General features: G+C 64.2%; 24 protein-coding genes and 1 pseudogene. 15 read left to right on the top strand and 10 right to left on the bottom strand.

All coding sequences use genetic code 11. The features are described from left to right. Window positions 1-75: 75 nt before the first annotated feature. From ACVIGA_RS33065 to ACVIGA_RS33050, 4 genes are all read left to right on the top strand, one after another. Window positions 76-930 carry a VOC family protein gene (locus ACVIGA_RS33065; RefSeq protein ID WP_456669289.1) on the top strand — a complete coding sequence of 285 codons (855 nt, stop codon included), beginning with the start codon at window positions 76-78 and terminating at the stop codon, window positions 928-930. Window positions 931-1,046: 116 nt separating this feature from the next. Continuing rightward, on the top strand, window positions 1,047-2,369 hold the full coding sequence (locus ACVIGA_RS33060; RefSeq protein ID WP_223968210.1) for an ABC transporter substrate-binding protein: 1,323 nt from the start codon (window positions 1,047-1,049) through the stop codon (window positions 2,367-2,369). Beyond that, window positions 2,366-3,304 carry a carbohydrate ABC transporter permease gene (locus tag ACVIGA_RS33055; RefSeq protein ID WP_456669288.1) on the top strand — a complete coding sequence of 313 codons (939 nt, stop codon included), beginning with the start codon at window positions 2,366-2,368 and terminating at the stop codon, window positions 3,302-3,304. The genes ACVIGA_RS33060 and ACVIGA_RS33055 overlap by 4 nt, the downstream gene beginning before the upstream one ends. Continuing rightward, on the top strand, window positions 3,301-4,125 hold the full coding sequence (locus ACVIGA_RS33050) for a carbohydrate ABC transporter permease (RefSeq protein WP_456669287.1): 825 nt from the start codon (window positions 3,301-3,303) through the stop codon (window positions 4,123-4,125). Before ACVIGA_RS33055 ends, ACVIGA_RS33050 begins: the two co-directional genes overlap by 4 nt. Here ACVIGA_RS33050 and ACVIGA_RS33045 read toward each other — a convergent pair. The 3 genes from ACVIGA_RS33045 to ACVIGA_RS33035 all read right to left on the bottom strand — a co-directional run bounded on the left by ACVIGA_RS33045 (window position 4,122) and on the right by ACVIGA_RS33035 (window position 7,078). Further along, the gene (locus ACVIGA_RS33045) at window positions 4,122-4,457 is read right to left on the bottom strand and encodes a DUF2721 domain-containing protein (protein ID WP_456669286.1); all 336 of its coding nucleotides are present in this window, start codon (window positions 4,455-4,457) and stop codon (window positions 4,122-4,124) included. The genes ACVIGA_RS33050 and ACVIGA_RS33045 overlap by 4 nt on opposite strands. A 12-nt stretch (window positions 4,458-4,469) precedes the next feature. Then, on the bottom strand, window positions 4,470-5,909 hold the full coding sequence (locus ACVIGA_RS33040) for a DUF1254 domain-containing protein (protein WP_456669285.1): 1,440 nt from the start codon (window positions 5,907-5,909) through the stop codon (window positions 4,470-4,472). A 176-nt stretch (window positions 5,910-6,085) separates the two neighbouring features. Further along, a complete protein-coding gene (locus ACVIGA_RS33035) occupies window positions 6,086-7,078 on the bottom strand; it encodes a cupin domain-containing protein (RefSeq protein WP_456669284.1) in 993 nt (330 codons plus the stop codon). A 215-nt stretch (window positions 7,079-7,293) separates the two neighbouring features. Between ACVIGA_RS33035 and ACVIGA_RS33030 the strand changes: the two genes are divergently transcribed. Both ACVIGA_RS33030 and ACVIGA_RS33025 read left to right on the top strand, forming a co-directional pair. Next, window positions 7,294-8,064, top strand: coding sequence for an alpha/beta fold hydrolase (locus ACVIGA_RS33030; protein ID WP_456670943.1), 771 nt, complete (start codon window positions 7,294-7,296; stop codon window positions 8,062-8,064). Between the two features lie 82 nt (window positions 8,065-8,146). After that, complete coding sequence (locus tag ACVIGA_RS33025) at window positions 8,147-8,674, top strand: hypothetical protein (protein WP_456669283.1); 528 nt, start codon at window positions 8,147-8,149, stop codon at window positions 8,672-8,674. 59 nt (window positions 8,675-8,733) lie between these two features. On the opposite strand, the gene ACVIGA_RS33020 is transcribed toward ACVIGA_RS33025, so the two are convergent. After that, complete coding sequence (locus tag ACVIGA_RS33020) at window positions 8,734-9,411, bottom strand: cysteine hydrolase family protein (RefSeq protein WP_456669282.1); 678 nt, start codon at window positions 9,409-9,411, stop codon at window positions 8,734-8,736. A gap of 211 nt (window positions 9,412-9,622) precedes the next feature. Here ACVIGA_RS33020 and ACVIGA_RS33015 point away from each other — a divergent pair, with 211 nt between their 5' ends. After that, window positions 9,623-10,636: a formamidase gene (locus tag ACVIGA_RS33015; protein WP_456669281.1), complete on the top strand. Its 1,014-nt coding sequence runs from the start codon at window positions 9,623-9,625 to the stop codon at window positions 10,634-10,636. Between the two features lie 18 nt (window positions 10,637-10,654). On the opposite strand, the gene ACVIGA_RS33010 is transcribed toward ACVIGA_RS33015, so the two are convergent. After that, the gene (locus ACVIGA_RS33010; protein WP_456669280.1) at window positions 10,655-11,725 is read right to left on the bottom strand and encodes a YeiH family protein; all 1,071 of its coding nucleotides are present in this window, start codon (window positions 11,723-11,725) and stop codon (window positions 10,655-10,657) included. A gap of 124 nt (window positions 11,726-11,849) precedes the next feature. Between ACVIGA_RS33010 and ACVIGA_RS33005 the strand changes: the two genes are divergently transcribed. Further along, entirely contained in the window at window positions 11,850-12,782 is a 933-nt protein-coding gene (locus ACVIGA_RS33005) for a LysR family transcriptional regulator (protein WP_456669279.1), read from the top strand. Here the strand turns inward: ACVIGA_RS33005 and ACVIGA_RS33000 are convergent. From ACVIGA_RS33000 to ACVIGA_RS32990, 3 genes are all read right to left on the bottom strand, one after another. Next, entirely contained in the window at window positions 12,730-12,951 is a 222-nt protein-coding gene (locus ACVIGA_RS33000; RefSeq protein ID WP_097670291.1) for a hypothetical protein, read from the bottom strand. The genes ACVIGA_RS33005 and ACVIGA_RS33000 overlap by 53 nt on opposite strands. A 225-nt stretch (window positions 12,952-13,176) precedes the next feature. Next, window positions 13,177-14,415 (bottom strand): ATP-binding protein, encoded by a 1,239-nt coding sequence (locus tag ACVIGA_RS32995; protein ID WP_456669278.1) that lies wholly within the window; start codon window positions 14,413-14,415, stop codon window positions 13,177-13,179. A gap of 158 nt (window positions 14,416-14,573) precedes the next feature. Further along, the gene (locus tag ACVIGA_RS32990) at window positions 14,574-15,845 is read right to left on the bottom strand and encodes an allantoate amidohydrolase (protein WP_456669277.1); all 1,272 of its coding nucleotides are present in this window, start codon (window positions 15,843-15,845) and stop codon (window positions 14,574-14,576) included. A 373-nt stretch (window positions 15,846-16,218) separates the two neighbouring features. On the opposite strand from ACVIGA_RS32990, the gene ACVIGA_RS32985 reads away from it, so the two are divergent. From ACVIGA_RS32985 to ACVIGA_RS32965, 5 genes and pseudogenes are all read left to right on the top strand, one after another. Further along, the gene (locus tag ACVIGA_RS32985) at window positions 16,219-17,328 is read left to right on the top strand and encodes a BMP family ABC transporter substrate-binding protein (protein ID WP_456669276.1); all 1,110 of its coding nucleotides are present in this window, start codon (window positions 16,219-16,221) and stop codon (window positions 17,326-17,328) included. Further along, window positions 17,325-18,438 (top strand): annotated as a pseudogene (locus ACVIGA_RS32980) (ABC transporter permease). The gene ACVIGA_RS32985 and the pseudogene ACVIGA_RS32980 overlap by 4 nt, the downstream one beginning before the upstream one ends. Window position 18,439: 1 nt before the next feature. Further along, on the top strand, window positions 18,440-19,366 hold the full coding sequence (locus ACVIGA_RS32975; protein WP_092124843.1) for an ABC transporter permease: 927 nt from the start codon (window positions 18,440-18,442) through the stop codon (window positions 19,364-19,366). Between the two features lie 16 nt (window positions 19,367-19,382). After that, the gene (gene biuH / locus ACVIGA_RS32970) at window positions 19,383-20,066 is read left to right on the top strand and encodes a biuret amidohydrolase (protein WP_456669275.1); all 684 of its coding nucleotides are present in this window, start codon (window positions 19,383-19,385) and stop codon (window positions 20,064-20,066) included. Next, window positions 20,063-21,595 (top strand): ABC transporter ATP-binding protein, encoded by a 1,533-nt coding sequence (locus ACVIGA_RS32965; RefSeq protein WP_456669274.1) that lies wholly within the window; start codon window positions 20,063-20,065, stop codon window positions 21,593-21,595. The genes biuH and ACVIGA_RS32965 overlap by 4 nt, the downstream gene beginning before the upstream one ends. A gap of 200 nt (window positions 21,596-21,795) precedes the next feature. Here the strand turns inward: ACVIGA_RS32965 and puuE are convergent, their stop codons facing one another. Further along, window positions 21,796-22,734: an allantoinase PuuE gene (puuE, locus tag ACVIGA_RS32960; protein WP_456669273.1), complete on the bottom strand. Its 939-nt coding sequence runs from the start codon at window positions 22,732-22,734 to the stop codon at window positions 21,796-21,798. Between the two features lies 1 nt (window position 22,735). Next, window positions 22,736-23,149, bottom strand: coding sequence for a DUF3830 family protein (locus ACVIGA_RS32955; RefSeq protein ID WP_016843084.1), 414 nt, complete (start codon window positions 23,147-23,149; stop codon window positions 22,736-22,738). A 200-nt stretch (window positions 23,150-23,349) separates the two neighbouring features. Here ACVIGA_RS32955 and ACVIGA_RS32950 point away from each other — a divergent pair, with 200 nt between their 5' ends. Both ACVIGA_RS32950 and trpS read left to right on the top strand, forming a co-directional pair. After that, a complete protein-coding gene (locus ACVIGA_RS32950; protein ID WP_456669272.1) occupies window positions 23,350-24,084 on the top strand; it encodes an SDR family NAD(P)-dependent oxidoreductase in 735 nt (244 codons plus the stop codon). Between the two features lie 211 nt (window positions 24,085-24,295). Further along, window positions 24,296-25,297 carry a tryptophan--tRNA ligase gene (gene trpS / locus ACVIGA_RS32945; RefSeq protein ID WP_456669271.1) on the top strand — a complete coding sequence of 334 codons (1,002 nt, stop codon included), beginning with the start codon at window positions 24,296-24,298 and terminating at the stop codon, window positions 25,295-25,297. Window positions 25,298-25,304: the final 7 nt, after the last annotated feature.

Raw genomic sequence — 25,304 nt, 5'->3', positions numbered from 1 at the left:
GATCCTTTCTTGCGGGGGCCTGCGCGTTCTGGTTAGCTTTACTCTACTCTCTCATTCCAGCCGGGAAGACAAGAAGTGGCACTCAAGAACGTCATCGGAATCGATCACGCCGTGGTCATGGTGAAAGACCTCGACAAGGCCGCCGAGAATTACAAGCGGCTCGGCTTCACCGTGTCGCCGCGCGGCACCCACAGCGCGCATATGGGATCGGGCAATTACACCATCATGTTCGACCCCGACTACGTGGAATTGCTCGGCGTGCTGACGCCGACCGAACACAACGCTCCGGCACGCGCCTTCCTCGAGAAGCGCGGCGAAGGCATCGAACGGATCGCGTTCACTGCCGTCGATTCCACCGCCGGCGCCGAGGAGATTCGCGCACGCGGCTATCCGCCGATCGGGCCGACCGATTTCGAGCGCCCGGTGACCTTGCCGAACGGCACGGTCTCAGCGGCGAAATTCCGCACCTTCCAGTGGCCGACCGCCGAGGCGCCCGGCGGCGTCCGGATCTTCGCCTGCCAGCACAAGACCCGCGAGACGGTGTGGATCCCCGAATTGATGACGCACGCCAATGGGGCAAAACGCCTCAAGCAGGTGCTGATCGTCTCGCCGGATCCCGCAACCGATGCCGCGCATCTCTCCAGGATGATCGATATCGCCGTCAGAAACGATCCCGACGGTGCGGTTGCGGTGCCGTCCGGCGGCGACCGCGCCGACTTCGTGTTCCTGACCAGGGATCAGCTCGGCAAGCGCTATCCCGGCGTGTCGCTGGATGGCCTGTCCGAGCGCGGCGGCGCCGGCCTCGTGATCGCGGCCGACCTTGCCGCCACCGAGAAGGCGCTGGGCACGACCGGCGTCAAGAGCGGCAGCGGCATCACCGTGCCGCCGGCCGCTGCGAACGGCACCCTGCTCGCCTTCGTCAAGGCATAACCGCCATACCATGTGCGGCGCAACGATATGCAGCGGCGCCGCGCATGTAGGGGCTAGGCACGGAAAGTTGAGACGCTAGTATCTCTCCCAAACAAGAACCGTCCAGGGAGAGAAACATGTCGCATCACCTGATCTCGCGCCGGCAGATGCTGGCCGGCACCGCTGCCGCCGGAGCGGTTGGATTGACCGGATTTCCGGCCCGCGCCGAGGTCAACTGGAAGAAATATTCCGGCACCACGCTCGAAGTCAGCCTCGCCAAGGGTCCGCGCGGCGACAATCTGCAAAAATACATCAAGGAATTCACCGAGCTCACCGGCATCAAGGTCGAATCCGAGCAGGTCCCCGAGCAGCAGCAGCGCCAGAAATGCGTGATCGAGCTGTCCTCGGGCAAGCCGAGCTTCGACGTCGTGCATCTGAGCTATCACGTGCAGAAGCGGCAATTCGAGAAAGCCGGCTGGCTCGCCGATCTGTCGGGCTACCTCAAGGATCCGAGCATGACGCTGCCGGACCTCGTCGAGAGCGATTTCTCGGCCGCCGGCCTGCAATATGCGCGCAACGACAAGGGCCAGATGCTGTCGCTGCCGTGGTCGGTCGACTATTTCATCCTCTACTACAACAAGGAGTTGTTCCAGAAGAAGGGCGTCGAAGTCCCGAAGACGCTGGAGGAGATGGCGGTCGCCGCAGAGAAGCTGACCGATCCGAAGGAAGGCATCTACGGCTTCGTCGGCCGCGGCCTGCGCAACGCCAACATGGCGATGTGGACCAACTTCTATCTGAACTATGGCGGCGAATTCCTCGATGCCAAGGGCAATATCCTGACCGACGGCCCCGAGGCGATCGAGGCCACCAAGCTCTATCAGCGGCTGCTGACGAAATGCGCGCCTCCCGGCGTCGCTGGCTTCAACTGGATGGAATCGATGGCCTCGTTCACGCAAGGCCGCGCGGCGATGTGGATCGATGCCGACGGCTGGGCGCCGCCGCTGGAAGACCCCGCCGCCTCACGCGTCGTCGGCAAGGTCGGCTACACGCTGGTGCCCGCCGGACCCAAGGGCAAATTCTCGTCGACCTATGGCGACGGCATCGGCATTCCCGCGGCGAGCAAGAACAAGGAGGCCGCCTATTTGCTCTGCCAATGGGTGGTCTCGCGGGGACAAGGCGCCCGCCTGCTGCAGGCCGGCGGCGGCGTGCCGTTCCGCAACTCCGTCGTCGACGACCCCGAGGTCGCCAAGGGCGTGAAGACCAAGGAATGGCTGCAGTCGGTGGTCGATTCCGCCAAGATCTCGAAGCTCGGCCTGCCCGTCATCATCCCGGTCGCCGAATTCCGCGACATCGTCGGTGCGGCGCTGACCGCGACGTTGTCGGGCGCCGATCCCGCCACCGAATTGAAGAAGGCGCACGAGCAGTTCCGCCCCATCCTGGAGCGTAGTGAAAAAGCGTGAGTGTTGTGACACAAGTTTCGCCGGCGGTGACCGAAAGCGAGCCGCCGGCGCGTGAATGGCGTCCGCCGTCCTACTGGCCATTCGTGATCCCGGCGCTCGTCGTGGTGCTGGCCGTGATCATCTTTCCCTGGGTGTTCACGATCTGGATGAGTCTGCAGGAATGGAAGGTCGGCTCGCCGACCGTCTTCGTCGGGCTCGCCAACTATCTGCGGCTGCCGACCGATCCGCGCTTCGTCGAGGCGGTCGGGCACACGCTGTCCTACACCGCGCTGTCGGTGGTGCTGCCGCTGGTGTTCGGCACGCTGGCGGCGGTGGTGTTTCACCAGAAATTCGCCGCGCGCGGCTTCCTGCGCGGCATCTTCATCATGCCGATGATGGCGACCCCGGTGGCGATCGCGCTGGTGTGGACCATGATGTTCCACCCGCAGCTCGGCGTCTTGAACTATCTGCTGTCGCTGGTCGGCCTGCCGCCGCAGCTCTGGGTGTTCAACCCGACGACGGTGATCCCCTCGCTGGTGCTGGTCGAGACCTGGCAATGGACGCCGCTGGTGATGTTGATCGTGCTCGGCGGCCTCGCCGCGATCCCGACCGAGCCTTACGAGAGCGCGCAGATCGACGGTGCCAATTTCTGGCAGGTGTTCCGCTTCATCACGCTGCCTTTGATCATGCCGTTCCTGTTCATCGCCGGCATGATCCGCATGATCGACGCGGTGAAAAGCTTCGACATCATCTTCGCGATCACCCAAGGCGGGCCGGGCTCGGCGTCGGAAACCATCAACGTCTATCTCTACAGCGTCGCCTTCGTCTACTACGACCTCGGCTACGGTTCGGCGATCGCGGTGGTGTTCTTCCTCCTGATCGTGGCGCTGGCGGCGCTGTTGCTCTACTTGCGCAAGCGCCTGCTGTGGACGTCTCAGCTTGGGAGCGAGGCATGAGCCCGCGTCAGATTCTGGGCCGCATCGGGCTGTGGCTGTCGGTGTTCGTCATCGTCTCGCCGGCGATCCTGTTCTTCCTCTGGATGGGCTCGCTGTCGCTGAAATTCGAGATCGACAACGCCTCCTATCCGCCGGTGTTCATCCCCGAGCATTTCGCCTGGAAGAACTATGCCGATGTGTTCGCCTCCAACCGCTTCCTGACCTATTTCAGCAACAGCCTCGTCGTCACCGGCTGCGCCACAGGGCTTGCGATGCTGGTCGGCGTGCCCGCCGGCTACGGCATTGCGCGGATGGCCGCGCATAAATCGGCGATCGTGATCCTGATCGCGCGCATCACGCCGGGCCTGTCGTATTTGATCCCGCTGTTCCTGCTGTTCCAGTGGCTCGGCCTGCTCGGCACGCTAGTGCCGCAGATCATCATCCATCTCGTGGTCACGGTGCCGATCGTGATCTGGATCATGATCGGCTATTTCGAGACCACGCCGCTGGAGCTGGAGGAAGCCGCGTTGATCGACGGCGCCACCCGCTGGCAGGTCTTCCGCCATGTCGCGCTGCCGATCGCGAGGCCCGGGCTCGCGGTCGCCTTCATCCTCGCGGTGATCTTCTCCTGGAACAATTTCGTGTTCGGCATCGTGCTCACCGGGCGCGAGACGCGCACGCTGCCGGTCGCGGTCTACAACATGATCTCGTTCGACCAGCTGAGCTGGGGCCCGCTCGCCGCGGCTGCATTGATCGTGACGGCACCGGTGCTGCTGCTCACCGTGCTGGCGCAGCGGCAGATCGTCGCCGGGCTGACGGCGGGCGCAGTGAAGGGTGGCTAGGGCAAGTTGTTGGGCCGTCGCAGGGGACCGCGGCTCCCAAATGCGACGATGATGATAAGTCCGGTGAAAATTGCGGAGATGACCGCACAAATTAAGGCCCGGTTCAGTAAAGCCACTCGACGCTTGAGACGCGATAGATCGGCTTTCAGATAGGCCTTGGAGGCATTTTCATCCGGGATGGCGTGCAGAAACTGCGCCCTGTCGACCACGCGGTTTATCCTCCCACTCAGCACCGAAATGAAGTTCGCAACGGCGCCAAGTGGGAAAGCCGGAGCTGCAACAGTCGCAATGATACTGCTGAGCTGGTCAATGGAAGGCGTCACCGGCAGCATTTTTGAACTGCTCTAGCTGTTTGTCACCTTCCGTACAGGTGGCGGTTTCCATGTTCCGTTGATGATCGATGGCGACTTTTCGTTCGGCCAATACATGCGCAGCATTAGGACAAACTTGCCTGCAGGCGCAGGAAGCCAGTTGCTCTCCTTGTCGGAACCCGGACTATCCTTCTGGATGTAGAGATCAACCGAACCGTCCGGATTGGGTTTGAGGTTCTGGCGGGCACTGATGGACTGGCGGTTGATCGAATTTGGGACGAAGAAGTAATTCTCGTCATACATCGTGAGCGACCAAAAGCCTCCGACCGGGGGAAGGTGCCCTTTCGGGAAGTGCATGATGTACTTGTTGCTGCCAACGTAATCCTTGCCGTCGGCGTCCTTCTGCGATGTTGGATAGCACGCATCCTGAATGCGGTTGGCACCAAGCCCGATTGCCGCGACAAGAGCGCGGTTGAGATAATTGGTGCCATAGATGCCTGCTTCGCCATCGAACGCCCAGCCGTTGTCGTTTCTGATCGCCTTGTTGACCTTGAACTGGAGCATGATCCGATCAAAGGCGACCTGCGGGACGCGCTTGGCAAACGCAGCATCGAACTTGCTCGCGTCAAAATCCTTGCCGGGGATAAGGCCGATCTTCGCGAACTTGGCGATCTCGGCAGCGTCAGCGGGCGCCGGCGGATTGCGCTTCATGAGTTGCGCAAGAAGGGTAAAATAGGCTGCAGCGTCCAGACGATTGACCTGATCGCGAACTGCCGTCTTCATATCGATTGAAGTATCGACCTTGCCTGCCGGCGGCGCATACGCTTTGCCATAAGCGCTGAGCGGGACGAGCTTGAACTCATCCTGTGCTGCATGCACGGCCGCATAATCCTCTGGCGTGCCAGTGCAATAGATGCGACCCAAAATCCAGACGATACTCGTCGGTGACTTGTATTCCTTGACACCAGCGGGCAGCGTTCCCTTCCAGCCCGGTCCGGTGATCGCGTAGTTCTGTGCTTTCGTGCCGGTCGTGCGCTTGCCCGGCACCTGAAAGACATTGGTCCAACCATCCAGCATCGGAAACAGGAAGTAGCGGTCCTTCATGTCTGGCATGCTCAGGACCCAAGGTTCGTCGCCCACGTCGATCCAGGCGGTTGTGTAGAGCGTATCGGCATTGGGGGCTGTGACGTCCTTGAAGCTGGCATCCGGGTACTTACGGAGCTTGATGAGTTGCCCCATCGGCCCGCGTGTGCCCTCTACTGACGCAACATTTGTCATGACCCGGCGGGTCATCTCCATTGTCACGAGAGCATAGCCATAAATGTATGCATCTTGGGCAAGCCAGAAGTCTTCGCCGCCCTCCAACGCCCGGACCACTGGGCCATCAAACTCGGCGCGAGCTGCGCGCGAAAGTGCAATGGTCGAGATTGCGGTGCCGATCCCCGCAAGCGCTTGGCGACGGTCTATAGACATGCTGGACCTTCCCTGCCTCCTCCAGAGATGAAACGGGGCGGGGTCCATCCACCTTGATCTATATCAAGAAGGCAGAAGGTCTGCTCTGGGTCAAAAGCCGCTGGCAGCGACCGAACCTAGGGACTACCGGTTCTCTTCGGAGTGCCAAAGTTCTCAGGGGTCATCCAGACCGTCATCTATGGTTGAGCGGACATCTGGGCCAACGTCATTCGGCGCAACTTCTGCTTCCTGAACGTCCCCTGCCTTCCTCCGCCGTCAGATCGTCGAGCTGCTCGGTACCGGCCAGGCGACAGGCCGTGATGCCGGTGGAACAGCTTCGAAAACGCCGCCGCGGTCCCGTAACCGACCCGGCTTGCAATGCGTGCGATCGGCTCGTCGCTGGTTTCGAGCAGGAACGCCGCCTCTGCCATTCGGCGTTCGATGACATAACGATGCATCGACTGGCCGACGAGCTTGGTGAACCGGGCCGAAAAAGCTGAGCGGCCGAGCCCCACGCGCTGACCGAGGTCGCTCAGGGCCCAGGGCCGCTCCGGGTTTTCGTGGATCAGCTTGAGTGCGGGCCCGATGTGCGGGTCCGATATCGCCCCGAGCCACCCGCCTTCTCCGGGACCGAGAGACTTGATCCAGTTTCGCAATACCTCGACGAAGAGCACTTCCGTCAGTCGTGAGAGCGCGACGCGTTGGCCGGGACGTTCCAGTGCGGATTCGCTGACCATGCGACGCAGGATCGCTTCAAGCCACTCACCGTCCGCCGTTGGCTTCAGCAGGAGCACGGGCGGAAGTAGCTCCAGCACGCTGCCGAACAGCGGCCGTGAGACGGTGAAATTGCCGCAGATCATGGTCGAGAGCGGCTTTGCACGACCGCCGTGGCGAACGACGCCAAGACGCGGCGACGATCGATCGATATCAACAATCTGCAAAGGCTTGGCCCGGCGATCCGAATAAAACACATGGGGCTCGCCGCGAGTAATCACGACAAAATCGCCCTCCGTCATCTGGATTTCCTGTCCCTGTCCGAGCGCAAGGGTCGCCGAGCCGCGGCTGAGATAGTGAAACAGGGCGTAGGGACGCGCCGGCAACTCCAGATTCCAGGGATGGCCGAGCTCGAAATGAAAAAGCAGCGTCCCGCCGAGACGAACGCGATCGAGCACTTGGGCGAGAATATCCATGCCGCCGAGATTAGACCGGCGGACGATCCGACACAACATACGGACGATCGATCTCTATCGTCCGAAAGGCCGGCGGAATAGGTCACGTCGCGGCGGGCCGTCGTCACGTACGGCAACCATTTCGCCGATGGCAGATGGAAGAACCGCGACCTTGCTGGAAACGCCTGTCCATTCCTCCGGACCGTGTTCGTCCGATACGCCAACAGGAACAATCAATGCGAAATATCTTCCTCTCAGCCGCCACCATACTTCTGGCCGGAACGACATTGGTCAGTTCTGTCCATTCCGCCGAACTGCCCAAGGGAGCAGCCCACAACATCGTGCTCGTGCACGGCGCTTTCGTGGACCAGACGAGCTGGCAGCCCGTTGCCGATATTCTCACGAAGAAAGGCTACAACGTCAGGCTCGTCGAAAATCCGCTCACCTCCCTTGCCGCTGACGTCGATGCCACCAAGCAGGCGCTCGCGAAGCAGGACGGCAAGACCGTCCTCGTCGGCCACTCCTGGGGTGGCGTGGTCATCACGCAAGCCGGTAACGATCCGAAGGTGTCGGCGCTCGTTTATGTCTCCGCTTTCGCACCGGAGGTCGGTGAATCCCTCGCGTCGCTGGCAAAGGCCGGCCCGCCGACCGAAGGCGGCAACGCGATCCATCCCGATGCGAAGGGCAATTTGTACATCGATCCCAAGGTGTTTCCGTCAGCCGTCGCGGCCGACCTTCCTCCGGAAATCGCCGCGCACCTGGCCAACTCGCAGCTTCCGTTGAACCACGTTGCGTTCGAAGCCCCGGTCGACGTTGCAGCCTGGCACGACAAGCCGACGTTCTATGTCATCAGCACCAAGGACAAAGTCCTTGCGCCCGCGGCCCAGAAGTCGTTCGCAGCCAGGATGAAGGCTCAGACGACGGAAGTCGCCGGCAGCCATGCCTCGCTCGTCGTGCATGCGAAGCAAGTTGCCGAGGTCATCGAAAAGGCAGCGCTCGTGAAGTGACGGTACCGCTCCCGGCGCTTTCGCGCCGGGAGCGCGCACGCTCGCTCAAAGAATGCAGAACGTATCGAACGGAAACTCCTGCATGTACAAGACGATTCTTGTCACTCTCATTGCCTCGGCTCTTGCCACCGGAACTGTCGCGGCTGCTCCCGCCGTCAGGAAAGAGCCGCTGGATGCTGCGACCCTCGGCGCGATAAAATCGAAGTTCGGCAGGCTGATGGAATTGGCCAACAACCACGATTTCAGGGCGCTGCATGCGATGTTCTGGCAATCGCCCTCAACCCTGCTGGTGGCCAAGAGCGCGATCCCGTCCGAGGGGAACTGGGCCGGGTTTTGGGGCAACGAGGCGGTTGATCAAAAGCTGCATGATATCGGCAGCTCCGGTCCGGTCGTGCTCGAGCCGGATTATTCGAAGCTCATGGTTGTCGGCCTGACGCGCGACGTCGCCGAGTCCTACGTGCCGATGAACATCACGGTCTCATATGCGGGGCAGGATGGAACAGCCAGGCCGTTTCTCATGATCATCAATTGGCTTCGCGTCGGAAAGGACTGGAAGATCGCTTCCGAAATCATTCTGCCGGTGCCGCCCGCACCCGCCGCGAAGGGTTAGGCACTTCGATCCGGCCAGGGCTACGCGTTGGTGAGTCCGCGTCCCAATCTCATCCTGCCCTAGCCGGCGAGCGCTTCCAGCACCGCGGCTGAATCGGTGACCCAACCGAAAATGCCGCCCTGGGCCTTGATCATCTTCAGGCCCATCTCGTGGAATTCCGGAAAGTAGGACGCGCAGCCGTCTGATATCACGATGCAGCGGTAGCCGCGGTCGTTGGCCTCGCGCACCGTGGTGTTGACGCAGACTTCGGTGGTGACGCCGCAGACCAGGAGATTCTCGACGCCGTATTTCTGCAGGATGTCGCCGAATTCGGTGGCGTAGAACGCGCCCTTGCCGGGCTTGTCGATCACGATCTCGCTGCCCTGCGGATAGAGCTCGGGGATGATGTCGTGGCCAGCCTCGCCGCGGATCAGGATCCGTCCCATCGGTCCGGGATCGCCGATCCGTAATGACGGCGCACCGCGCTCGACTTTCGCCGGCGGCGCGTCGGAGAGATCGGGCAGATGGCCCTCGCGGGTATGGACCACGAGCAGCCCGGCGTCGCGCACAGAGGCGAGGACGGCGGCGATCGGCTTTACGGCGCGGGCAAGCCGGCTGACGTCATTGCCGAGCGTCTCGCCGAAACCGCCGGGCTCCATGAAATCGCGCTGCATGTCGATGATGACGAGCGCGGTCTTGCTCCAGTCGAGCGTGATCGGCGCCGGCTCGGCCGCGATTGTCCCGCTTGAATTCGCCATGACGCACGCCTCGAATGCGAGAAGACCCGCATATGATTAAGCAAACCGCGTGCCATTGCGCAATGACGCGGCTCGCACCGCCTCACCACACACGGCATTTGTGCAGCCACCGATCTTGCTGGCATGATCGTTGCTAGCTGGGGGCCCGAGCGAAACCACGACGATGGTTCACGAAATGACGCAACGCGTCTGAAAGAACGGGAGGACAGGCATGAATGGACTTGGCGGTCTCAACAAGTCACCCAACGGCGTCGTGATCGGACTGGTGCAGCTGCAGCTGCCCGTGGTTGCGACCAAGGCCGATCTGGCGCGGCAGACCGACCGGATCGTCTGGATGGTCGGCAAGGCGCGGCGCAATCTCGCCACCATGGATCTGGTCGTATTCCCGGAATATTCGCTGCACGGTCTCTCGATGGATACCAATCCGGAGATCATGTGCCGGCTCGATGGGCCTGAAGTCGCGGCCTTCAAGAAGGCCTGCATCGCCAACAAGATCTGGGGCTGCTTCTCCATCATGGAGTTCAACCCGCACGGCAATCCCTACAATTCCGGGCTGATCATCGACGATCAAGGTGAGATCAAGCTCTACTACCGCAAATTCCATCCCTGGATTCCGGTCGAGCCGTGGGAGCCCGGCGATGTCGGCATTCCCGTGATCGACGGACCGAAAGGCGCGAAGATCGCGCTGATCATCTGTCACGACGGCATGTTCCCGGAAATGGCGCGCGAATGCGCCTACAAGGGCGCGGAGATCATGATCCGCACCGCAGGCTACACCGCGCCGATCCGCGACAGCTGGCGCTTCACCAACCAGGCCAACGCGTTCCAGAACCTGATGGTGACCGCCAACGTCTGCATGTGCGGCTCGGACGGGTCGTTCGACTCGATGGGCGAAGGCATGATCGTCAATTTCGACGGCAGCATCATCGCGCACGGCACCACGGGACGGGCCGACGAGATCATCACCGCCGAAGTGCGACCCGATCTCGTGCGCGAGGCGCGGATCAACTGGGGTGTCGAGAACAACATCTATCAGCTCTGGCACCGCGGCTATGTCGCGGTGAAGGGCGGCGCGATGGATTGCCCCTACACCTTCATGCAGGACATGGTGTCCGGCCGCTTCCGCCTGCCGTGGGAGGATCAGGTCAAGATCACCGACGGCACGTCCTGCGGCTTTCCCGCGCCGACACGGATGTTCGGCAAGACCGCGAAGGCCGCCGAGTAGCCACGCCACCCCTCGCGGCTACTTGAAGAAGTGCACGAGGCCGATGCTGAGGCCCAGCAGCAGCAGCAGCGACAGCGTGACGGCGGCCGTCACCCGGCCGCCGACGGTCGAGAGCACGCGGACATCGACGCCGAGCCCGAGTGCGGCCATCGACACCACGGTGAGGATCGCCGCCGTCCTGGTCACCGGCGCGATCGCGATATCGGGCACGAGTTGGAACGAGCGCAGCGCGGCCAGCACCAGGAAGCCGATGATGAACCACGGCACCAGCTTGAACGGGCTGATCGAGGCGGCCTTTGCGGTCCCTTCCTTGGCGGTGCCGGCGGCCTTGCGCCGCCGCGCCACGAACAGCGAGAGGCCGACCACGATCGGGCCCAGCATCAGCACGCGCACCAGCTTCACCAGCGTGCCGATCTGGGTCGATACGATGCCGGCGGGCACGGTCGCTGCCAGCACCTGCGGCACCGCATAGACCGTCAGCCCGGCGAGGATACCGTATTGCGTCGCCGTCAGCTTCAGCAGCGGGATCAGCAGCGGCAGGCCCAGCACCATCAGCACGCCGAGAATCGCGGTGAACGAGATCGACGAGGCGATGTCGTCGCCATCGGCCTCGATCACGGGCGCCACCGCGGCAATCGCGGAGTTGCCGCAGATCGAATTGCCGCAGGCGATCAGGATCGCGAGCTTGGCCTTGAGTCCGAGCAGGCGGGCGAGGCCATAGCTCACCGCCAGCATGATCACGACGGTCGCGGCAATGGCGCCGATCAGAAGCCAGCCCGACGCCAGTATCGCGGCAAAGCTGATGGACGCGCCGAGCAGCATCACCGCGACCTCGAGCAGCTGCTTGGCGCTGAAGGCAATGCCCGAGCGCCAGCGCTCGGCGGGTTCCCAGGCGGTGCGCACCGCCATCCCGAGCAGGATCGCGACGACCAGGGCCTCGATATAGGGGTGGTCGAAAACCCGCTCTTCGGCGGCCTGGATGCCGAGCGAGATGATCGTGACCACCCCGCAGAGCAGAATGCCCGGAATGAGCAGGAAAATGCGCTTCAGCGCGCCCTGCTTCTGCCCTTGGTCTTGTTGTTGCGGCACGAAATCCTCTTTTCGGAGAAGATTTTATGCGCCCGGGCGCACCTCTTGGCTAATATCTTTTCGAACTGCCCCGATAGAGAGAAGTTATGTCCCTCAACCGCATCTGCTCCGCCTGTTCGCGGCCGTGGCGAAGACCGGAAGCTTCTCCCGCGCCGCCGATCTCCTGCACATCAGCCAGCCGGCGATCTCCAAGGGCGTGCGGGATTTCGAGCTGCAGGTCGGCTGCCGGTTGCTCGACCGCACGCCGAAGGGGGTGCGGCCGACCCGGGAGGGCGCGGCGCTGGCGCGCCATGCCGAGACGCTGTTCGCGGCCGAGCGTGCCGCCGAGGACGAATTGCAGGCGCTGCGCAACCTCGACAGCGGTTCGCTGCGCATCGGCGCCAGCACCACGATCGCGACCTACATGATCCCGGAATATCTCGGCGTGTTCCACCGTGCGTTTCCCGGCATCGACCTGCATGTCGTGAGCGCCAATACCTCTGATATCGCGGCGCTGATGCTCGGACATGAGATCGAAATCGCCCTGGTCGAGGGACCGGTCGAGGACGAGAATTTGATCAGCGCAGCCTGGCGCACCGACGTGATGGTCCTGATCGCGGGTCCGGATCACCGCTTCGCAGCCGCCGCGGGAGCGATCGACGTCCGCCTGCTGAACGACGAGATCCTGATCGTGCGCGAGCCCGGCTCCGGCACGCGCGAGGTGGTCGCGCAGGCGCTGGCCGCCCACCGGGTCGAGCCGCAGCGGACGCTCGAGATCGGCAGCACCGAGGCGATCAAGCAGGCGGTGGCGGCCGGGGTCGGCGTCGCCATCGTGTCGATCGCGACGATCGACGATCAGGTGAAGCTCGGGAAGCTCAAGGTGATCCCGATCAAGGGCGTCCATATCGAGCGCACACTCTGGCAATTGAAATCGCCCGGCCGGCTGGAGGTGCCGGCGGCGGTCGCGTTCGAGGGGATCATTCGGGAGACGCGGTCTGCGAAGGCGGCGTCGCGCACGCCGTCAGCTAAAGCGCGGCGAACAGACCCTGCACCCACGCAACGGCATGCTCGAAGCTGAACACGCCGGGCTCGAAATAGACCGCGCGCGCCAGCACGATGCCGACCACCAGCACCCAGAACACGCTGGTGCCCGCGGTCTTCAACCACTTCGACACGCCTTCGCTCGCGGCCGAAGAATCGACCGCGGGAACCGGCTCGCCGAAGGGATCGAATGCGGATTGGCTCATCGTCTTGACCATCTGGAATGTCAGCACAATGTCGCAACGGCGGGGGTGGAAGCAAGGGTAGTTGACTGCCTTTTGCGCCGGTTCCTTGGAAGGACGTTTTCCAGCCCGAAAGCCGGGGAGTATTTCCTTCTGAGCGCCTAAAGCGCGAGGCGCTTTAGGTCTTTGTTTGAGCATGATCTTTTCGGAAAACCGCTTCGCACTTTTCCGGATCATGCTGATCCGGCATCAACCATCGGTCCCGCGCTGCGGCGCCAGGCGCGGCAGTTCGATCCGCACGCTCGTCCCCGTGCCCGGGGCACTATCCAGATGGAGCTCTCCGCCCAATCGGTTCGTGACGATGTTGTGAACGATGTGGAGGCCGAGCCCGATACGGCCGATGTCGCGGCGCGTGGTGAAGAATGGATCGAAGGCCTGCCGCAGCACATCACGGCTCATCCCGCAGCCATCGTCGGCGAACAGGATTTCCACCTGGTCCTGACCTGACGCGCGCAGCCGGATCGTGATGGTGCCGCCCTTGCCGTCCGGAAAGGCATGCGCGACCGAATTGACGAACAGATTGGTCAGTGCCTGACCGTAGGGGCCGGGATAGCTGTTCATCGCGAGTCCGGACGGGCAATCGACCTCGAGCGCCAGATTGTTCTTCGGCAACGCCGGACGCAGGTTCGAGAGCACCTGCTCGGTCACCTCGCCGAGATCGAACTGGCTGCGGTCGAAATAGCTGCGATCGACGGCGACCTGCTTGAACGATTGCACCAGGTCCGCCGCGCGCTTGAGGTTGCCGACCAGCAGCGACGACGCGCTTTCGACGACCTCGATGAAATCGCTGAGGCTGGAGCGCTTCAGCTTGCCGCGCGCGGCCTCGGCGGCGAAGTCGGCGCATTTCTGCTCCAGCACCGAAGCGACGGTGAGGCTGGTGCCGACCGGACTGTTGATCTCATGTGCGACGCCGGCCACCAGCCGGCCCAGCGCTGCAAGCTTCTCGGCCTCGATCAGCGAGGCCTGGGTCTCCTGCAGATGATGCAGGGCCTTCTCGGCCGCATCCCGCGCGGCGCGGATCTCGCGTTCGCTGCGCTTGCGGTCGGTGATCTCTTCGGCCGCGACGTTGACACCGACGATGCTGCCGTTCGGCTCGCGCTGCGGGTGCCAATGCGTGATCCAGCATCGCTCGTCATTGTGGCCCGGGCGCTGGCCGTACACCTCCACATCGGTGACGGGTTCTCCGGTCTCCATGATCGAACGGACGATGCCCTCGACCGCGGTGGCGAGTGCGGGCACGCAATCATGCACCGTGCGTCCGAGATGACCTTCGACCGAGATGCCGCAGATCTCGGTGAGCCGCTGGTTGATCTGGAGGTAACGGCAGTCGGGAGAAAGGTAGGCAAGACCGATCGGTGCAGTGTCATAGATCAGCTGCAGCGCCGGTTGTTTTGGGAACTGAACGTCCTGGACGACGGACGAGCGCATGTCCTTCCCGCCGTTCGGACAAGTCTAGCGCTTCATGGCCGGGCCGCAAATAGCCCCAACCTATGCAGAAAATGCCAATCGAATCTGTCCGGATTCGGCACGGACGGACGACGGCGGAGCCAGGACTGGTGCTATGTGGGCCGCCACGCGCGGCAGCTTCAGCTATTCACTGCACCGTGCGGACGAAAATTCTCGATGAAGCGCAGCAGCACCCGCGCGCCGGTGTCGGCGTCGGCAAGCTCGACATGCTCGGCCGGATTGTGACTGATCCCGCCGCGGCAGCGCACGAAGATCATGCCGATATCAGCGACGTCGACCATCGCCATGCCGTCGTGCCCGGCCCCGCTCGGCAGCTCGAACACGGCGTGGCCTTCCGCCGCGACCGCCTCGGCGATCTGCGTCTTCAGCCAAGGCGCGCAGGGCACGCTGCGGTTCTCGTGGGTGACGTCGATCTGCAAGGCGAGCTCGCGGCACTTTGCGATCGCCTCGATCTGCCGCACGATGTCGGCGACGGCGCGCTTGCGATGCATGTCGCTCTGCGAGCGGATGTCCATCGTGAAGGACACCTTGCCCGGGATCACGTTGGTGGCGCCGGGCATGGCGCTGACATAGCCGACGGTGCCGACGAGACCGGCTTCATCGCTCTTGCAGAACTGCTCGATCGCGACGATGCATTCGGCAGCGCCGGTCAGCGCATCGCGCCGCAACTTCATCGGCACGGTGCCGGCATGGCCGGCGACGCCGGTGAGATTGGCGGCAAGCCGCGTCGCCCCAGAGATCGCGCTGACGACGCCGACCGGCAGCGCCTTCTGTTCCAGCACCGGGCCCTGCTCGATGTGCAGCTCGACATAGCCGAGCAGCTCGCGGCGGGCGCGCGCCGCCTTGCCGATATGGTCGGGGTCGAGCCCGAACGCGACCAGCGCATCGCGCATCGAGGTGCCGGCGCGATCGCGGGTGTTGAGCACGCTCTCGTCGAAGGTGCCGGCCACCGCGCGGCTGCCGAGCAGGGTCGACGCAAAGCGCACGCCCTCCTCGTCCGCGAAGCCCACGATCTCGATCGCGAATGGCAGCCGCTTGCCGCGCCGGTTCAGATCGGCGACGCAGGCGATCGCGGTGATGACGCCGAGCGGGCCGTCCCATCTGCCGGCGTCGCGCACGGTGTCGTAATGCGAGCCGAGCATCAGCGCCGGCAGGCCCGGCCGCTCGCCCTCGTAGCGGCCGCAGACATTGCCGATGGCATCGAGATGCGCGCTCATGCCGGCCTCGCGCATCCAGGACAGGATGAGATCGGCCGCTTTGCGATGCTCATCGGTGAGGAAGACGCGCGCCAGATGCTCCGGCGTCTCCGAGATCGCCGCGAGCTGATCGATCCGCGCCACGATCTCGTCGCCAAGAGAAGGTGGATTCGCGGACGGTTTCTTCTCGCTCATGCTGTTTCCCATCAGTCCGACCCGGCGCCCGAGCCCGCTTCACTCGTAGCAGGCCCGATCCGATTCACCAGCCGGCAAATCACGCGTTGTCCGCCGCCCCCCGACCTGGCTCGCGCCGGCCGTCCGGCGGTTAGCGACTGCTTAACGGCATTGCATACAACAACGGTCGATAGCTTACAAAATAGGCAACAGAGTCCCGCTCAGCCGCCGGTCCCTGCCATTCCAACAACCATTCACGTTCATATTCAAATACTTGCCGAAAGGTGACCGCCAAACGTGCTCTGGCACGAAGCTTGCGACACTCCGTCAAGCGCCGCCGTTACGGCGGCCGCGACAAGGACAGGCGGGCCGGACCCGCCGGAGGGAGCAGGCGATGGATTTTGGCAGGATTTCAAGAAGGCATTTATTGCAGGGAAGCGCGGCGCTGGCATTGGGCAGTACGCTCGGCGTTCGCGGCGCGGCGGCAGCGGAAACCACGGTCGGCTTCATCTATGTCGGGTCCCGCGACGACTACGGTTACAACCAGGCCCACGCCCAGGGCGCGGCGGCGGTGAAGAAGCTTCCCGGCATCAAGGTGGTCGAGGAAGAGAAGGTGCCGGAGACCGACGCGGTCGAGAAGACCATCGAGTCCATGATCAATCTCGACGGCGCCACGCTGCTGTTTCCGACCTCGTTCGGCTACTACAACCCCCACGTCGTCAAGATGGCGGCGAAGTTTCCCAAGCTGCACTTCGAGCATTGCGGCGGCCTGTGGAGCGACAAGGACCCGAAGAACGCCGGCAGCTATTTCGGCTACATCGACGAGGCGCAATTTATCTCCGGCATCGTCGCCGGCTATTCGACCAAGAGCGGCAAGCTCGGATTCGTCGCGGCCAAGCCGATCCCGCAGGTGCTGCGCAACATCAACGCGTTCACGCTCGGCGCCCGGCTCGCCAATCCCAAGGCGACCACGCAGGTGATCTTCACCGGCGACTGGTCGATGCCGGTCAAGGAAGCCGAGGCCACCAACAGCCTGATCGACCAGGGCGTCGACGTGCTCACCTGCCATGTCGACGGACCGAAGACGATGGTCGAGAACGCCGCGCGGCGCGGCGCGATGGTGTGCGGCTATCACGTCAACCAGTCGCCGCTGGCGCCGAAGGCCTATCTCACCGGCGCCGAGTGGAACTGGGAAGCGCTCTATCCGAAATTCGTCAAGATGATCGTCGCGGGTGAAGCGATCCCGAACTTCTATCGCGGCGGCCTGAAGGAAGAGATCGTCAAGGTCTCGCCCTATGGCGAGATGGTCTCGGCAGAGGCCCGCAAGCATGCTGACGACGTCAAGGCCAAGTTCATGTCCGGCGAGTTCGCGATCTTCAAGGGCCCGCTGGTCGACAACAAGGGCAAGACCGTGATCGCCGGCGGCACCGACCGCGGCCAGCAGGATCCCGAACTCGAGAAGATGGACTATCTCGTCGAGGGCGTGATCGGAGCCACCGCGTGACGACCGAGGCGGCGGAATCGGTGGAGGCGGCCGGCGGCGTTGCTCCGGCCGCCGATCCCGGCTTCCTCCAGCGCTACGGCGCGAGCATCGAATACATCCTGATCCCGGGCGCGGCGCTGGTCGGCGCACTCGCGGTGTTCGGCGGCTTCATCGCGCTTTACGGCAAGAACCCGCTCGACCTCTATTTCTACATGTATTACGGCGCGTTCGGCACCTGGTTCTCCTGGCAGAACACGCTGACCCGCGCCGCGCCCTTGATCCTGACCGCGCTATGCACGGCGCTGCCGGCGCAGCTCGGCATGGTGATCATCGGCGGTGAAGGCGCGCTTCTGATCGGCGCGCTGTCGGCGACATCGGCGGCGCTGGCGCTGCAGGGCGCGGCACCGATCGTGGTGCAGACCGCGATGGTGATCGCGGGCATGATCGGCGGCGGTCTCTGGATCACGCTGTCCGGCGGCCTGCGGCAATATCGCGGGGTCAACGAGACGATCTCGAGCCTGCTGCTGGTCTATATCGCGCTTGCGATCCTCAACCATCTGGTCGAGGGGCCGATGCGCGATCCGGCAAGCCTCAACAAGCCGTCGACGCGCGAGATCGGCGCCGCCAACATGATCGGCAGCATTCCCGGCACCGACGTGCATTGGGGCCTGGTGTTCGGCCTCGTCGCGGCCGTTGCCGCCTACATCCTGATCTATCACACCACCTTCGGCTTCGCCGCGCGCGTCGCCGGCGGCAACATCCGCGCCGCCAAGATCGTCGGGCTTTCCGTCGGCAAGCTGATCCTGACCGTCTGCTTCCTTGCCGGCAGCAGCGCGGGCCTTGCCGGCATGATCGAGGTCGCGGCCGTGCAGGGCCGCACCAATGCCAACCTCGCCGCGGGCTACGGCTTCACCGGCATCCTCGTCGCATTCCTGGCGCGGCAGAATCCGCTCGCGATCATTCCGGTGGCGATCCTGCTCGGTGGCATCTCGGCCTCCGGCGGCCTGTTGCAGCGGGCGGCTCGGCCTGCCCGATGCGTCGGTGCTGGTGCTGCAAGGCATCATCTTCGTGTTCGTGCTGGCAAGCGACGCGCTCTACGGGCGGATCGGCTTCCTGAAGGGAAAGACCTGACATGGCGGACGCTTCGCTCGGGCTCTGGACCGTTCCGCTCGCCGTGTTCGGCGGCGCCATCCGCGTTTCGACGCCGTTCCTGTTCGTCAGCCTCGGCGAATGCATCACCGAGCGGTCCGGCCGGATCAATCTCGGCCTCGAAGGCACGCTGGTGATGGGCGCGATGAGCGCCTACGGCATCTCCTATCTCTCCGGCTCGCCATGGCTCGGGGTGCTCGCGGCCGGCATCACCGGCGCGTTGTTCGGCGCGCTGCATGCCGGCATCTGCTCGCTGCCGCGGGTCAACGACATCGCGGTCGGCATCGCGCTGATGCTGCTCGGAACTGGTTTGGCCTTCTTCCTCGGCAAGCCGCTGATCGAGCCGACCGCGGCACGGCTGCCGGCAATCGATTTCGGCTGGTGGAGCGACGTGCCGCAGCTGCGCGCGGCACTGCGCATCAACGTGCTGTTCCTGATCGGCGTCGCGATCGCGCCGCTGCTCTATTGGGCGTTCAGGACCACGCGCTGGGGCCTGTTGATCCGCACCGCCGGCGAAAGCGCCGACGCGGCGCGCGCGATGGGCCATTCCGTGCTGCTGATCCGGCTGCGCGCCACCATGGTCGGCGGCTTCCTCGCCGGCATCGGCGGCTCGTTTTTGTCGCTGTTCTATCCCGGCAGCTGGAACGAAGGGCTCTCCTCGGGACAGGGCATCACTGCCGTGGCGCTGGTGATCTTCGCGCGCTGGGACCCGATGCTGTGCCTGTGGGCCTCGCTTGCATTCGGCGGCGCCGCCGCGCTCGGGCCGGCGCTGCAGTCGGTCGGCGTCACCTCCGGCTACCACCTGTTCAATGCCGCGCCTTACATCCTGACGCTCGCGATCATGATCATCACCTGCTCGCCGAAGCGCACGCTGACCGGCGCGCCCGCCGAATTGTCCATCACCCGATAGACCGCGAGATCATTCCATGCCCGAGCGCTTCATCAAATCCGAGCCCTACGCCTGGCCCTACAATGGCGATTTGCGGCCAGAGAATACCGCGCTCATCATCATCGACATGCAGACCGATTTCTGCGGCGTCGGCGGCTATGTCGACAAGATGGGCTACGATCTGTCGCTGACGCGGGCGCCGATCGAGCCGATCAAGAAGCTGCTCGCAGTGATGCGTGCGCAAGGCTTTCACATCATCCATACCCGGGAAGGTCACCGTCCTGATTTGGCCGACCTGCCCGCCAACAAGCGCTGGCGCTCGCGCCAGATCGGCGCCGGCATCGGCGATCCCGGCCCGTGCGGCCGCATCCTGGTGCGCGGCGAACCGGGCTGGGACATCATTCCCGATCTTGCGCCGCTGCCGGGCGAGCCGATCATCGACAAGCCGGGAAAAGGCTCGTTCTGCGCCACCGATCTGGAGCTGATGCTGCGGCTGCGCGGCATCGAGAACATCGTGCTGACCGGCATCACCACCGACGTCTGCGTCCACACCACGATGCGCGAGGCCAACGATCGCGGCTTCGAATGCGTGCTGGTCGAGGATTGCTGCGGCGCGACCGACAGAAGCAACCACGACCACGCGCTGAAGATGATCAAGATGCAGGGCGGCGTGTTCGGCGCGGTGACGACATCCACCAACCTGATCGGGGCACTGTCGTGATCATCGGCGAACCGCCCGCTCCTATAGGCGCGTTCGGCGTCGACGCCATCGCCATGACGATGCGGTTCGGCGACTTCGCAGCGCTCGACAATGTCGAGCTCAAGGTGCGTCCCGGCTCGTTCCATGCCTTGCTTGGTGAAAATGGCGCGGGCAAGAGCACGCTCGTGAAATGCATCATGGGCTACTACCACGCCACCGAAGGCGAGATCATCGTTGGCGATCGCCAGCAGACCATCGCCAACCCGAAGGACGCGCACGCGCTCGGGCTCGGCATGGTCTACCAGCATTTTACGCTGGTGCCGGCGATGACGGTCGCGGAGAACCTGGTGCTGGCGCGCGACGACGTGCCTGCGATGGTCGACTGGCGCAAGGAGAAGAAAGAGCTCGAGGCGTTCCTGGCGCGGATGCCGTTCAAGGTGCCGCTCGATGCGAAAGTCTCCGACATCTCCGCCGGCGAACGGCAGAAATGCGAGATCCTCAAGCAGCTCTATCTGAAGCGCCGCTTCCTGATCTTGGACGAGCCGACCTCGGTTCTGACGCCGGGCGAAGCCGACGAGGTGCTCGGCATGCTGCGCGCCATGGTCGTCGCAGGCGAACTCACCATCCTGATGATCACACACAAGTTCCGCGAGGTGATGGCTTTTGCCGATGACGTCACGATCCTGCGCCGCGGCAAGCTCGCCGGCACCGGCCGGGTCGCCGACCTCACGCCCGACGAGATGGCCCGTACCATGATCGGCGCCGAGCAGCTGACCGTGCAGCCGCCGCGCACCGGCGAGGCCGGCGCGCCCCGGCTCGAGCTCGACAGGCTCACCGCGCTCGACGATGCCGGCGCGATCGCCGTGCATGGCGTGTCGCTGACGGTGAAGAGCGGCGAGATCGTCGGTATCGCCGGCGTCTCCGGCAACGGCCAGCGTCAGCTGGTCGAGGTGCTGGCCGGCCAGCGCGACGCCGAAGGCGGCGTCATCCGCGTCCAGGGCGAGGCCTATGCGGCGAGCCGCGAGGAGATGCGCCGCCACAGGATGTCGCTGTTGCCGGAGGAGCCGCTGAAGAACGCCTGTGTCGGCGGCATGAGCGTCGCCGACAACATCGCGTTCCGTGAGTTCGATCGCACTCCATTCGCGCGCGGCGGCTGGTGGCTAAATCGATCGGCGTTCCGCGCCGACGCCGAGCGCAAGATCAACCGCTACAAGATCAAGACCCGCACGCCGGAGACCCCGATCGCGGCGCTGTCGGGCGGCAACGTGCAGCGCGCGGTGCTGGCGCGCGAGCTCTCGGGCGACGTCGAGGTGCTGATCGCCGCCAATCCCTGCTTCGGGCTCGATTTCGCCGCGGTGGCGCAGATCCACGCCGAGATCATGGCCGCCCGCAACCGCGGCGCCGCGGTGCTCTTGGTCAGCGAAGACCTCGACGAGCTGCTGGAATTGTCGGACCGGCTGGTCGTGATGTTCCACGGCGCGTTCGTGCACGAAGCCCGCGCCAGCGAGGCCGACCTCACCGAAATCGGCCGGCACATGGCCGGGCACTAGGAGTCTGAAGCGGCGGCAACGGCACCGCGCTCCCTCGCCCCGCTTTTGCGGGGAGAGGGTTGGGGTGAGGGGCCGTCTCCGCATATGCGGTGATAGCTGAGTTCGCGGAGACTCCCCTCACCCGGATCGCATTTCATGCGATCCGACCTCTCCCCGCACGCGGGGCGAGGTAAGAAAGAGCCTCGCACTCAAACGCCGACCTACCCGATCTCGAATGCGTCCGCGGCGAGATGCCTCAGATTGGCGTGCCAGTGCTCGGCGATCGCGAGCCGGGTCGGCACCCAGACGTGTTCGTGCTTCTGGATGTAGTCGAGGAAGCGCATCAGCGCGGCGGCGCGGCCGGGACGGCCGACCACGCGGCAATGCAGGCCGACCGACATCATCTTGGGTGAGGTCGCGCCCTCGGCATAGAGCACGTCAAAGCTGTCCTTCAGATAGGTGTAGAACTCGTCGCCGCCGCCAAAGCCCTGCGCGTTGATGAAGCGCATGTCGTTGGCATCGAGCGTGTAGGGAATGACAAGGTGCGCTTCGGTGCCGGCTGCCTTGATCCAGTATGGCAGATCGTCGGCATAGGAATCGCAGAGATAGCGCAGGCCGCCCGTCTCCATCAGAAGCCGCAGCGTGTTGATCGAGGAGCGGCCGGTGTACCAGCCGAGCGGGCGTGCGCCGGTCGCCTCGGTATGCACGGCGATGGCACGCGCGATCTCCTCGCGCTCCTCGTCCTCCGACATGTCCTTGTGCTCGACCCAGCGCAGGCTGTGGCTCGCGATGTCCCAGCCCGCCTCCTGCATCGCCGCGACGATATCCGGATTGCGCTGCAGCGCCATCGCGATGCCGAACACCGTGGCCGGCAGCTTGCGCTCGGAGAACATCCGCCACAGCCGCCAGAAGCCGGCGCGCGAGCCATATTCGAACATGGTCTCGATATTGGCGTGACGCCGGCCGACCCAGGGCTGCGCGCCCAAGACATCCGACAGGAACGCTTCCGAGGCACGATCGCCGTGCAGGATGTTGTTCTCGCCGCCCTCCTCGAAATTGACCACGAACTGCACGGCGACGCGCGCCGCGTCGGGCCATTTCGGATCCGGCGGGTTACGGCCGTAGCCGCGGAGATCGCGCGGATAGCGGGCCTCGGTCACATCAGATTTCCTCGAAGCGGATGTTCTGCGCGCCCTTCCACAACACCGTCTTGCCGAAGGCGGTGAGGTTCTCGAGCCCCGAGGTCAGCGTGATGAAATGATTGCCGGCGAGCTGGCCCATCTTGCTGGCAAAATGCACGCCGCCATAGGCGAGCAGGATCTCGGTCTCGCTGATGCCGCCCGGGTAGAGAATGATCTGGCCCGGCGCCGGATAGCTGGTGTGGTTCTCGTAGGACACGCCGAAATCGAGATCGCCGAGCGGCATCCACACGCCCTCGCCGCTCCAGCGCACATGGATCGCCTGGCTCTCGAACGGCATCGCCTTGCGGAAGGCGGCGACCGTCTTCGGCGCGAGCTGCTCCTCGAAACGGGCGTCAAAGGTGAACTCGCCGGCGCGGACAATCAGTTTGCTCATCGAACTCTCGTGGGTGGGCTGGACAGAATGATGCCCCAACCTTTGACGCCGGCCCGCGCCGGACGCAAGGCCGATTCCGGCTTCAGATGCCGGTTTTTTCGCCGCAATGGCGCCTGCGGCAACGCAGATTTGAGCAGGGTTGCGTTGCACCTCGCCTCCCGCTTTGCGAACCTCTCTGCATTCGCAAAGGAGGACGGCCGATGACGACAAACAGTCTGCACGGACATGTGGCGCTGGTGACCGGCGGCTCGCGCGGCATTGGTGCTGCCATCGCCAAGATGCTGGCGGACGCCGGCGCTGCCGTCGCCATCAATTATCGCGAACGGTCGGCTGAAGCGGAAGCGCTGGCGAAGAGCATCACAGCCGCCGGCGGCCGGGCCGCCGCTCTCGCCGCCGACGTCTCGGAAGCCGCCGCTGTCGCCAGCCTGGTCGAACGCGCCAAATCGGTGCTCGGCCCGGTCGACATCCTCGTCAACAATGCTGGGATCGCGATCGTCAGGGGTGTCGACGACCTCACCGAAGAGGATTTCGACCGCACCATCGCGGTCAACCTCAAGTCGGCGTTTCTCTGCACGCAAGCGGTGCTGCCGATGATGCGCACCCGGAAATGGGGCCGCATCATCAACATCTCCTCCGGCGCTGCGCGTGGCGCCGGCGCGATCGGGCCGCACTACAACGCGTCCAAGGCCGCAATGGAGGGCCTGACCCGCGGCTATGCCGCGCGCCTCGTCAAGGAAGGCATCACCGTCAACGCCGTCGCGCCGTCGCTGATCGAGACCGACATGATGAAGGGACAGAGCGGCCTCGTCAGCCGGATCCCGATCGGCCGCTTCGGCACCGCCGAGGAAGTCGCGCAGGCCGTGATGCTGCTGGTCAACAATCCCTACATGACCGGGCAGACCATCGCGATGAGCGGCGGCATGGCGTTCAACTAGGTTTTGGCGATGTCTTGACCGCATCGCAGGTTTGCCCTACCGCTTGCGGCATGAACCGATCGAACCTCATCGCCAATTTCTGGTGGCTCGCCGACTGACAGGCGGGCCGAACGCGTTCATGCATTTTCGGGGCCGCCGCATTGGGCGGCCTTTTTGTTTGGCATCATCCAGCCCGCATGCGGTGTCCCCATTCAACCGAATGGAGATACCAGTGACAAAACCGATCATCCTCACCGGCGACCGCACCACCGGGCCGCTGCATCTCGGCCACTACGCCGGCTCACTCCGAAGCCGGTTGAGATTTCAGGACAGCCATGAGCAGTTCCTGCTGCTCGCCGACATGCAGGCGCTGACTGACAATGCGCACGATATCGGCAAGGTCCGCAGCAACGTCATCGAGGTCGCGCTGGATTATCTTGCCGTCGGGATCGATCCCGAGCGAACCTCGATCTGCCTGCAATCGCAGCTCCCGGCGTTGGCGGAACTGTCGATGCTCTATCTCAACCTCGTCACCGTCGCGCGGCTGGAGCGCAACCCCACCATCAAGGACGAGATCCGCGCACGCGGTTTCGGACGCGACATCCCGGCGGGCTTCCTGTGCTACCCGGTGGCTCAGGCCGCCGATATCACCGCGTTTCGCGCCACCATCGTGCCGGTCGGCGAGGATCAGGCGCCCCTGATCGAGCAGACCAACGAGATCATCCGGCGGGTCAATGCGCTGGCGGGCCATACGCTGCTGCGGGAAGCCGAAGCCATCATCCCGCGCGCGGGGCGGCTGCCCGGCGTCGACGGCCGCGCCAAGATGAGCAAGTCCGCAGGCAACGCGATTCCGCTCTCGGCGTCACCAGATGACATCTCGGCCGCCGTGCGCGCGATGTTCACCGATCCGGATCATCTGCGTGTCGCCGATCCCGGCAAGGTCGAGGGCAATGTCGTCTTCACCTATCTCGACGCGTTCGACGACGATCGCGACGCCGTCAAGGAACTGAAGGCGCGCTATCGGCGCGGCGGGCTCGGCGACGCAACCGTCAAGCGGCGGCTGGAGGATGTCCTGCAAGCCCTGATCGCACCGATCCGCACACGGCGCGCCGAGCTCGCCAACAATCGCGACCACATCGCCGACGTGATCCGGCGCGGAACCCTGAAAGCGCGGGAGATTACCGAGCGCACCAGGCGCGACGTCATGGCGGGGCTTGGCTTGTTCCAGCTCTGAACGCGCT

This window comes from Bradyrhizobium sp. USDA 3240, from assembly GCF_054063295.1.
Note: the sequence above shows the minus strand (reverse complement) of the source record. Positions and strands in the feature narration are given on the sequence as shown.

Excerpts from the sequence above, each read along its gene's own strand:
- ACVIGA_RS33020 (WP_456669282.1), bottom strand. The coding sequence starts at position 9,411 with ATGGCGAATTCAAGCGGGACAATCGCGGCCGAGCCGGCGCCGATCACG.
- ACVIGA_RS33030 (WP_456670943.1), top strand. The coding sequence starts at position 7,294 with ATGCGAAATATCTTCCTCTCAGCCGCCACCATACTTCTGGCCGGAACG.
- ACVIGA_RS33050 (WP_456669287.1), top strand. The coding sequence starts at position 3,301 with ATGAGCCCGCGTCAGATTCTGGGCCGCATCGGGCTGTGGCTGTCGGTG.
- ACVIGA_RS33015 (WP_456669281.1), top strand. The coding sequence starts at position 9,623 with ATGAATGGACTTGGCGGTCTCAACAAGTCACCCAACGGCGTCGTGATC.
- ACVIGA_RS32955 (WP_016843084.1), bottom strand. The coding sequence starts at position 23,149 with ATGAGCAAACTGATTGTCCGCGCCGGCGAGTTCACCTTTGACGCCCGT.
- ACVIGA_RS32985 (WP_456669276.1), top strand. The coding sequence starts at position 16,219 with ATGGATTTTGGCAGGATTTCAAGAAGGCATTTATTGCAGGGAAGCGCG.
- ACVIGA_RS32995 (WP_456669278.1), bottom strand. The coding sequence starts at position 14,415 with ATGCGCTCGTCCGTCGTCCAGGACGTTCAGTTCCCAAAACAACCGGCG.
- ACVIGA_RS33040 (WP_456669285.1), bottom strand. The coding sequence starts at position 5,909 with ATGTCTATAGACCGTCGCCAAGCGCTTGCGGGGATCGGCACCGCAATC.
- ACVIGA_RS32975 (WP_092124843.1), top strand. The coding sequence starts at position 18,440 with ATGGCGGACGCTTCGCTCGGGCTCTGGACCGTTCCGCTCGCCGTGTTC.
- ACVIGA_RS33025 (WP_456669283.1), top strand. The coding sequence starts at position 8,147 with ATGTACAAGACGATTCTTGTCACTCTCATTGCCTCGGCTCTTGCCACC.
- ACVIGA_RS32990 (WP_456669277.1), bottom strand. The coding sequence starts at position 15,845 with ATGAGCGAGAAGAAACCGTCCGCGAATCCACCTTCTCTTGGCGACGAG.
- ACVIGA_RS33060 (WP_223968210.1), top strand. The coding sequence starts at position 1,047 with ATGTCGCATCACCTGATCTCGCGCCGGCAGATGCTGGCCGGCACCGCT.
- ACVIGA_RS32950 (WP_456669272.1), top strand. The coding sequence starts at position 23,350 with ATGACGACAAACAGTCTGCACGGACATGTGGCGCTGGTGACCGGCGGC.
- ACVIGA_RS33035 (WP_456669284.1), bottom strand. The coding sequence starts at position 7,078 with ATGGATATTCTCGCCCAAGTGCTCGATCGCGTTCGTCTCGGCGGGACG.
- ACVIGA_RS33045 (WP_456669286.1), bottom strand. The coding sequence starts at position 4,457 with ATGCTGCCGGTGACGCCTTCCATTGACCAGCTCAGCAGTATCATTGCG.
- ACVIGA_RS33000 (WP_097670291.1), bottom strand. The coding sequence starts at position 12,951 with ATGAGCCAATCCGCATTCGATCCCTTCGGCGAGCCGGTTCCCGCGGTC.
- biuH (WP_456669275.1), top strand. The coding sequence starts at position 19,383 with ATGCCCGAGCGCTTCATCAAATCCGAGCCCTACGCCTGGCCCTACAAT.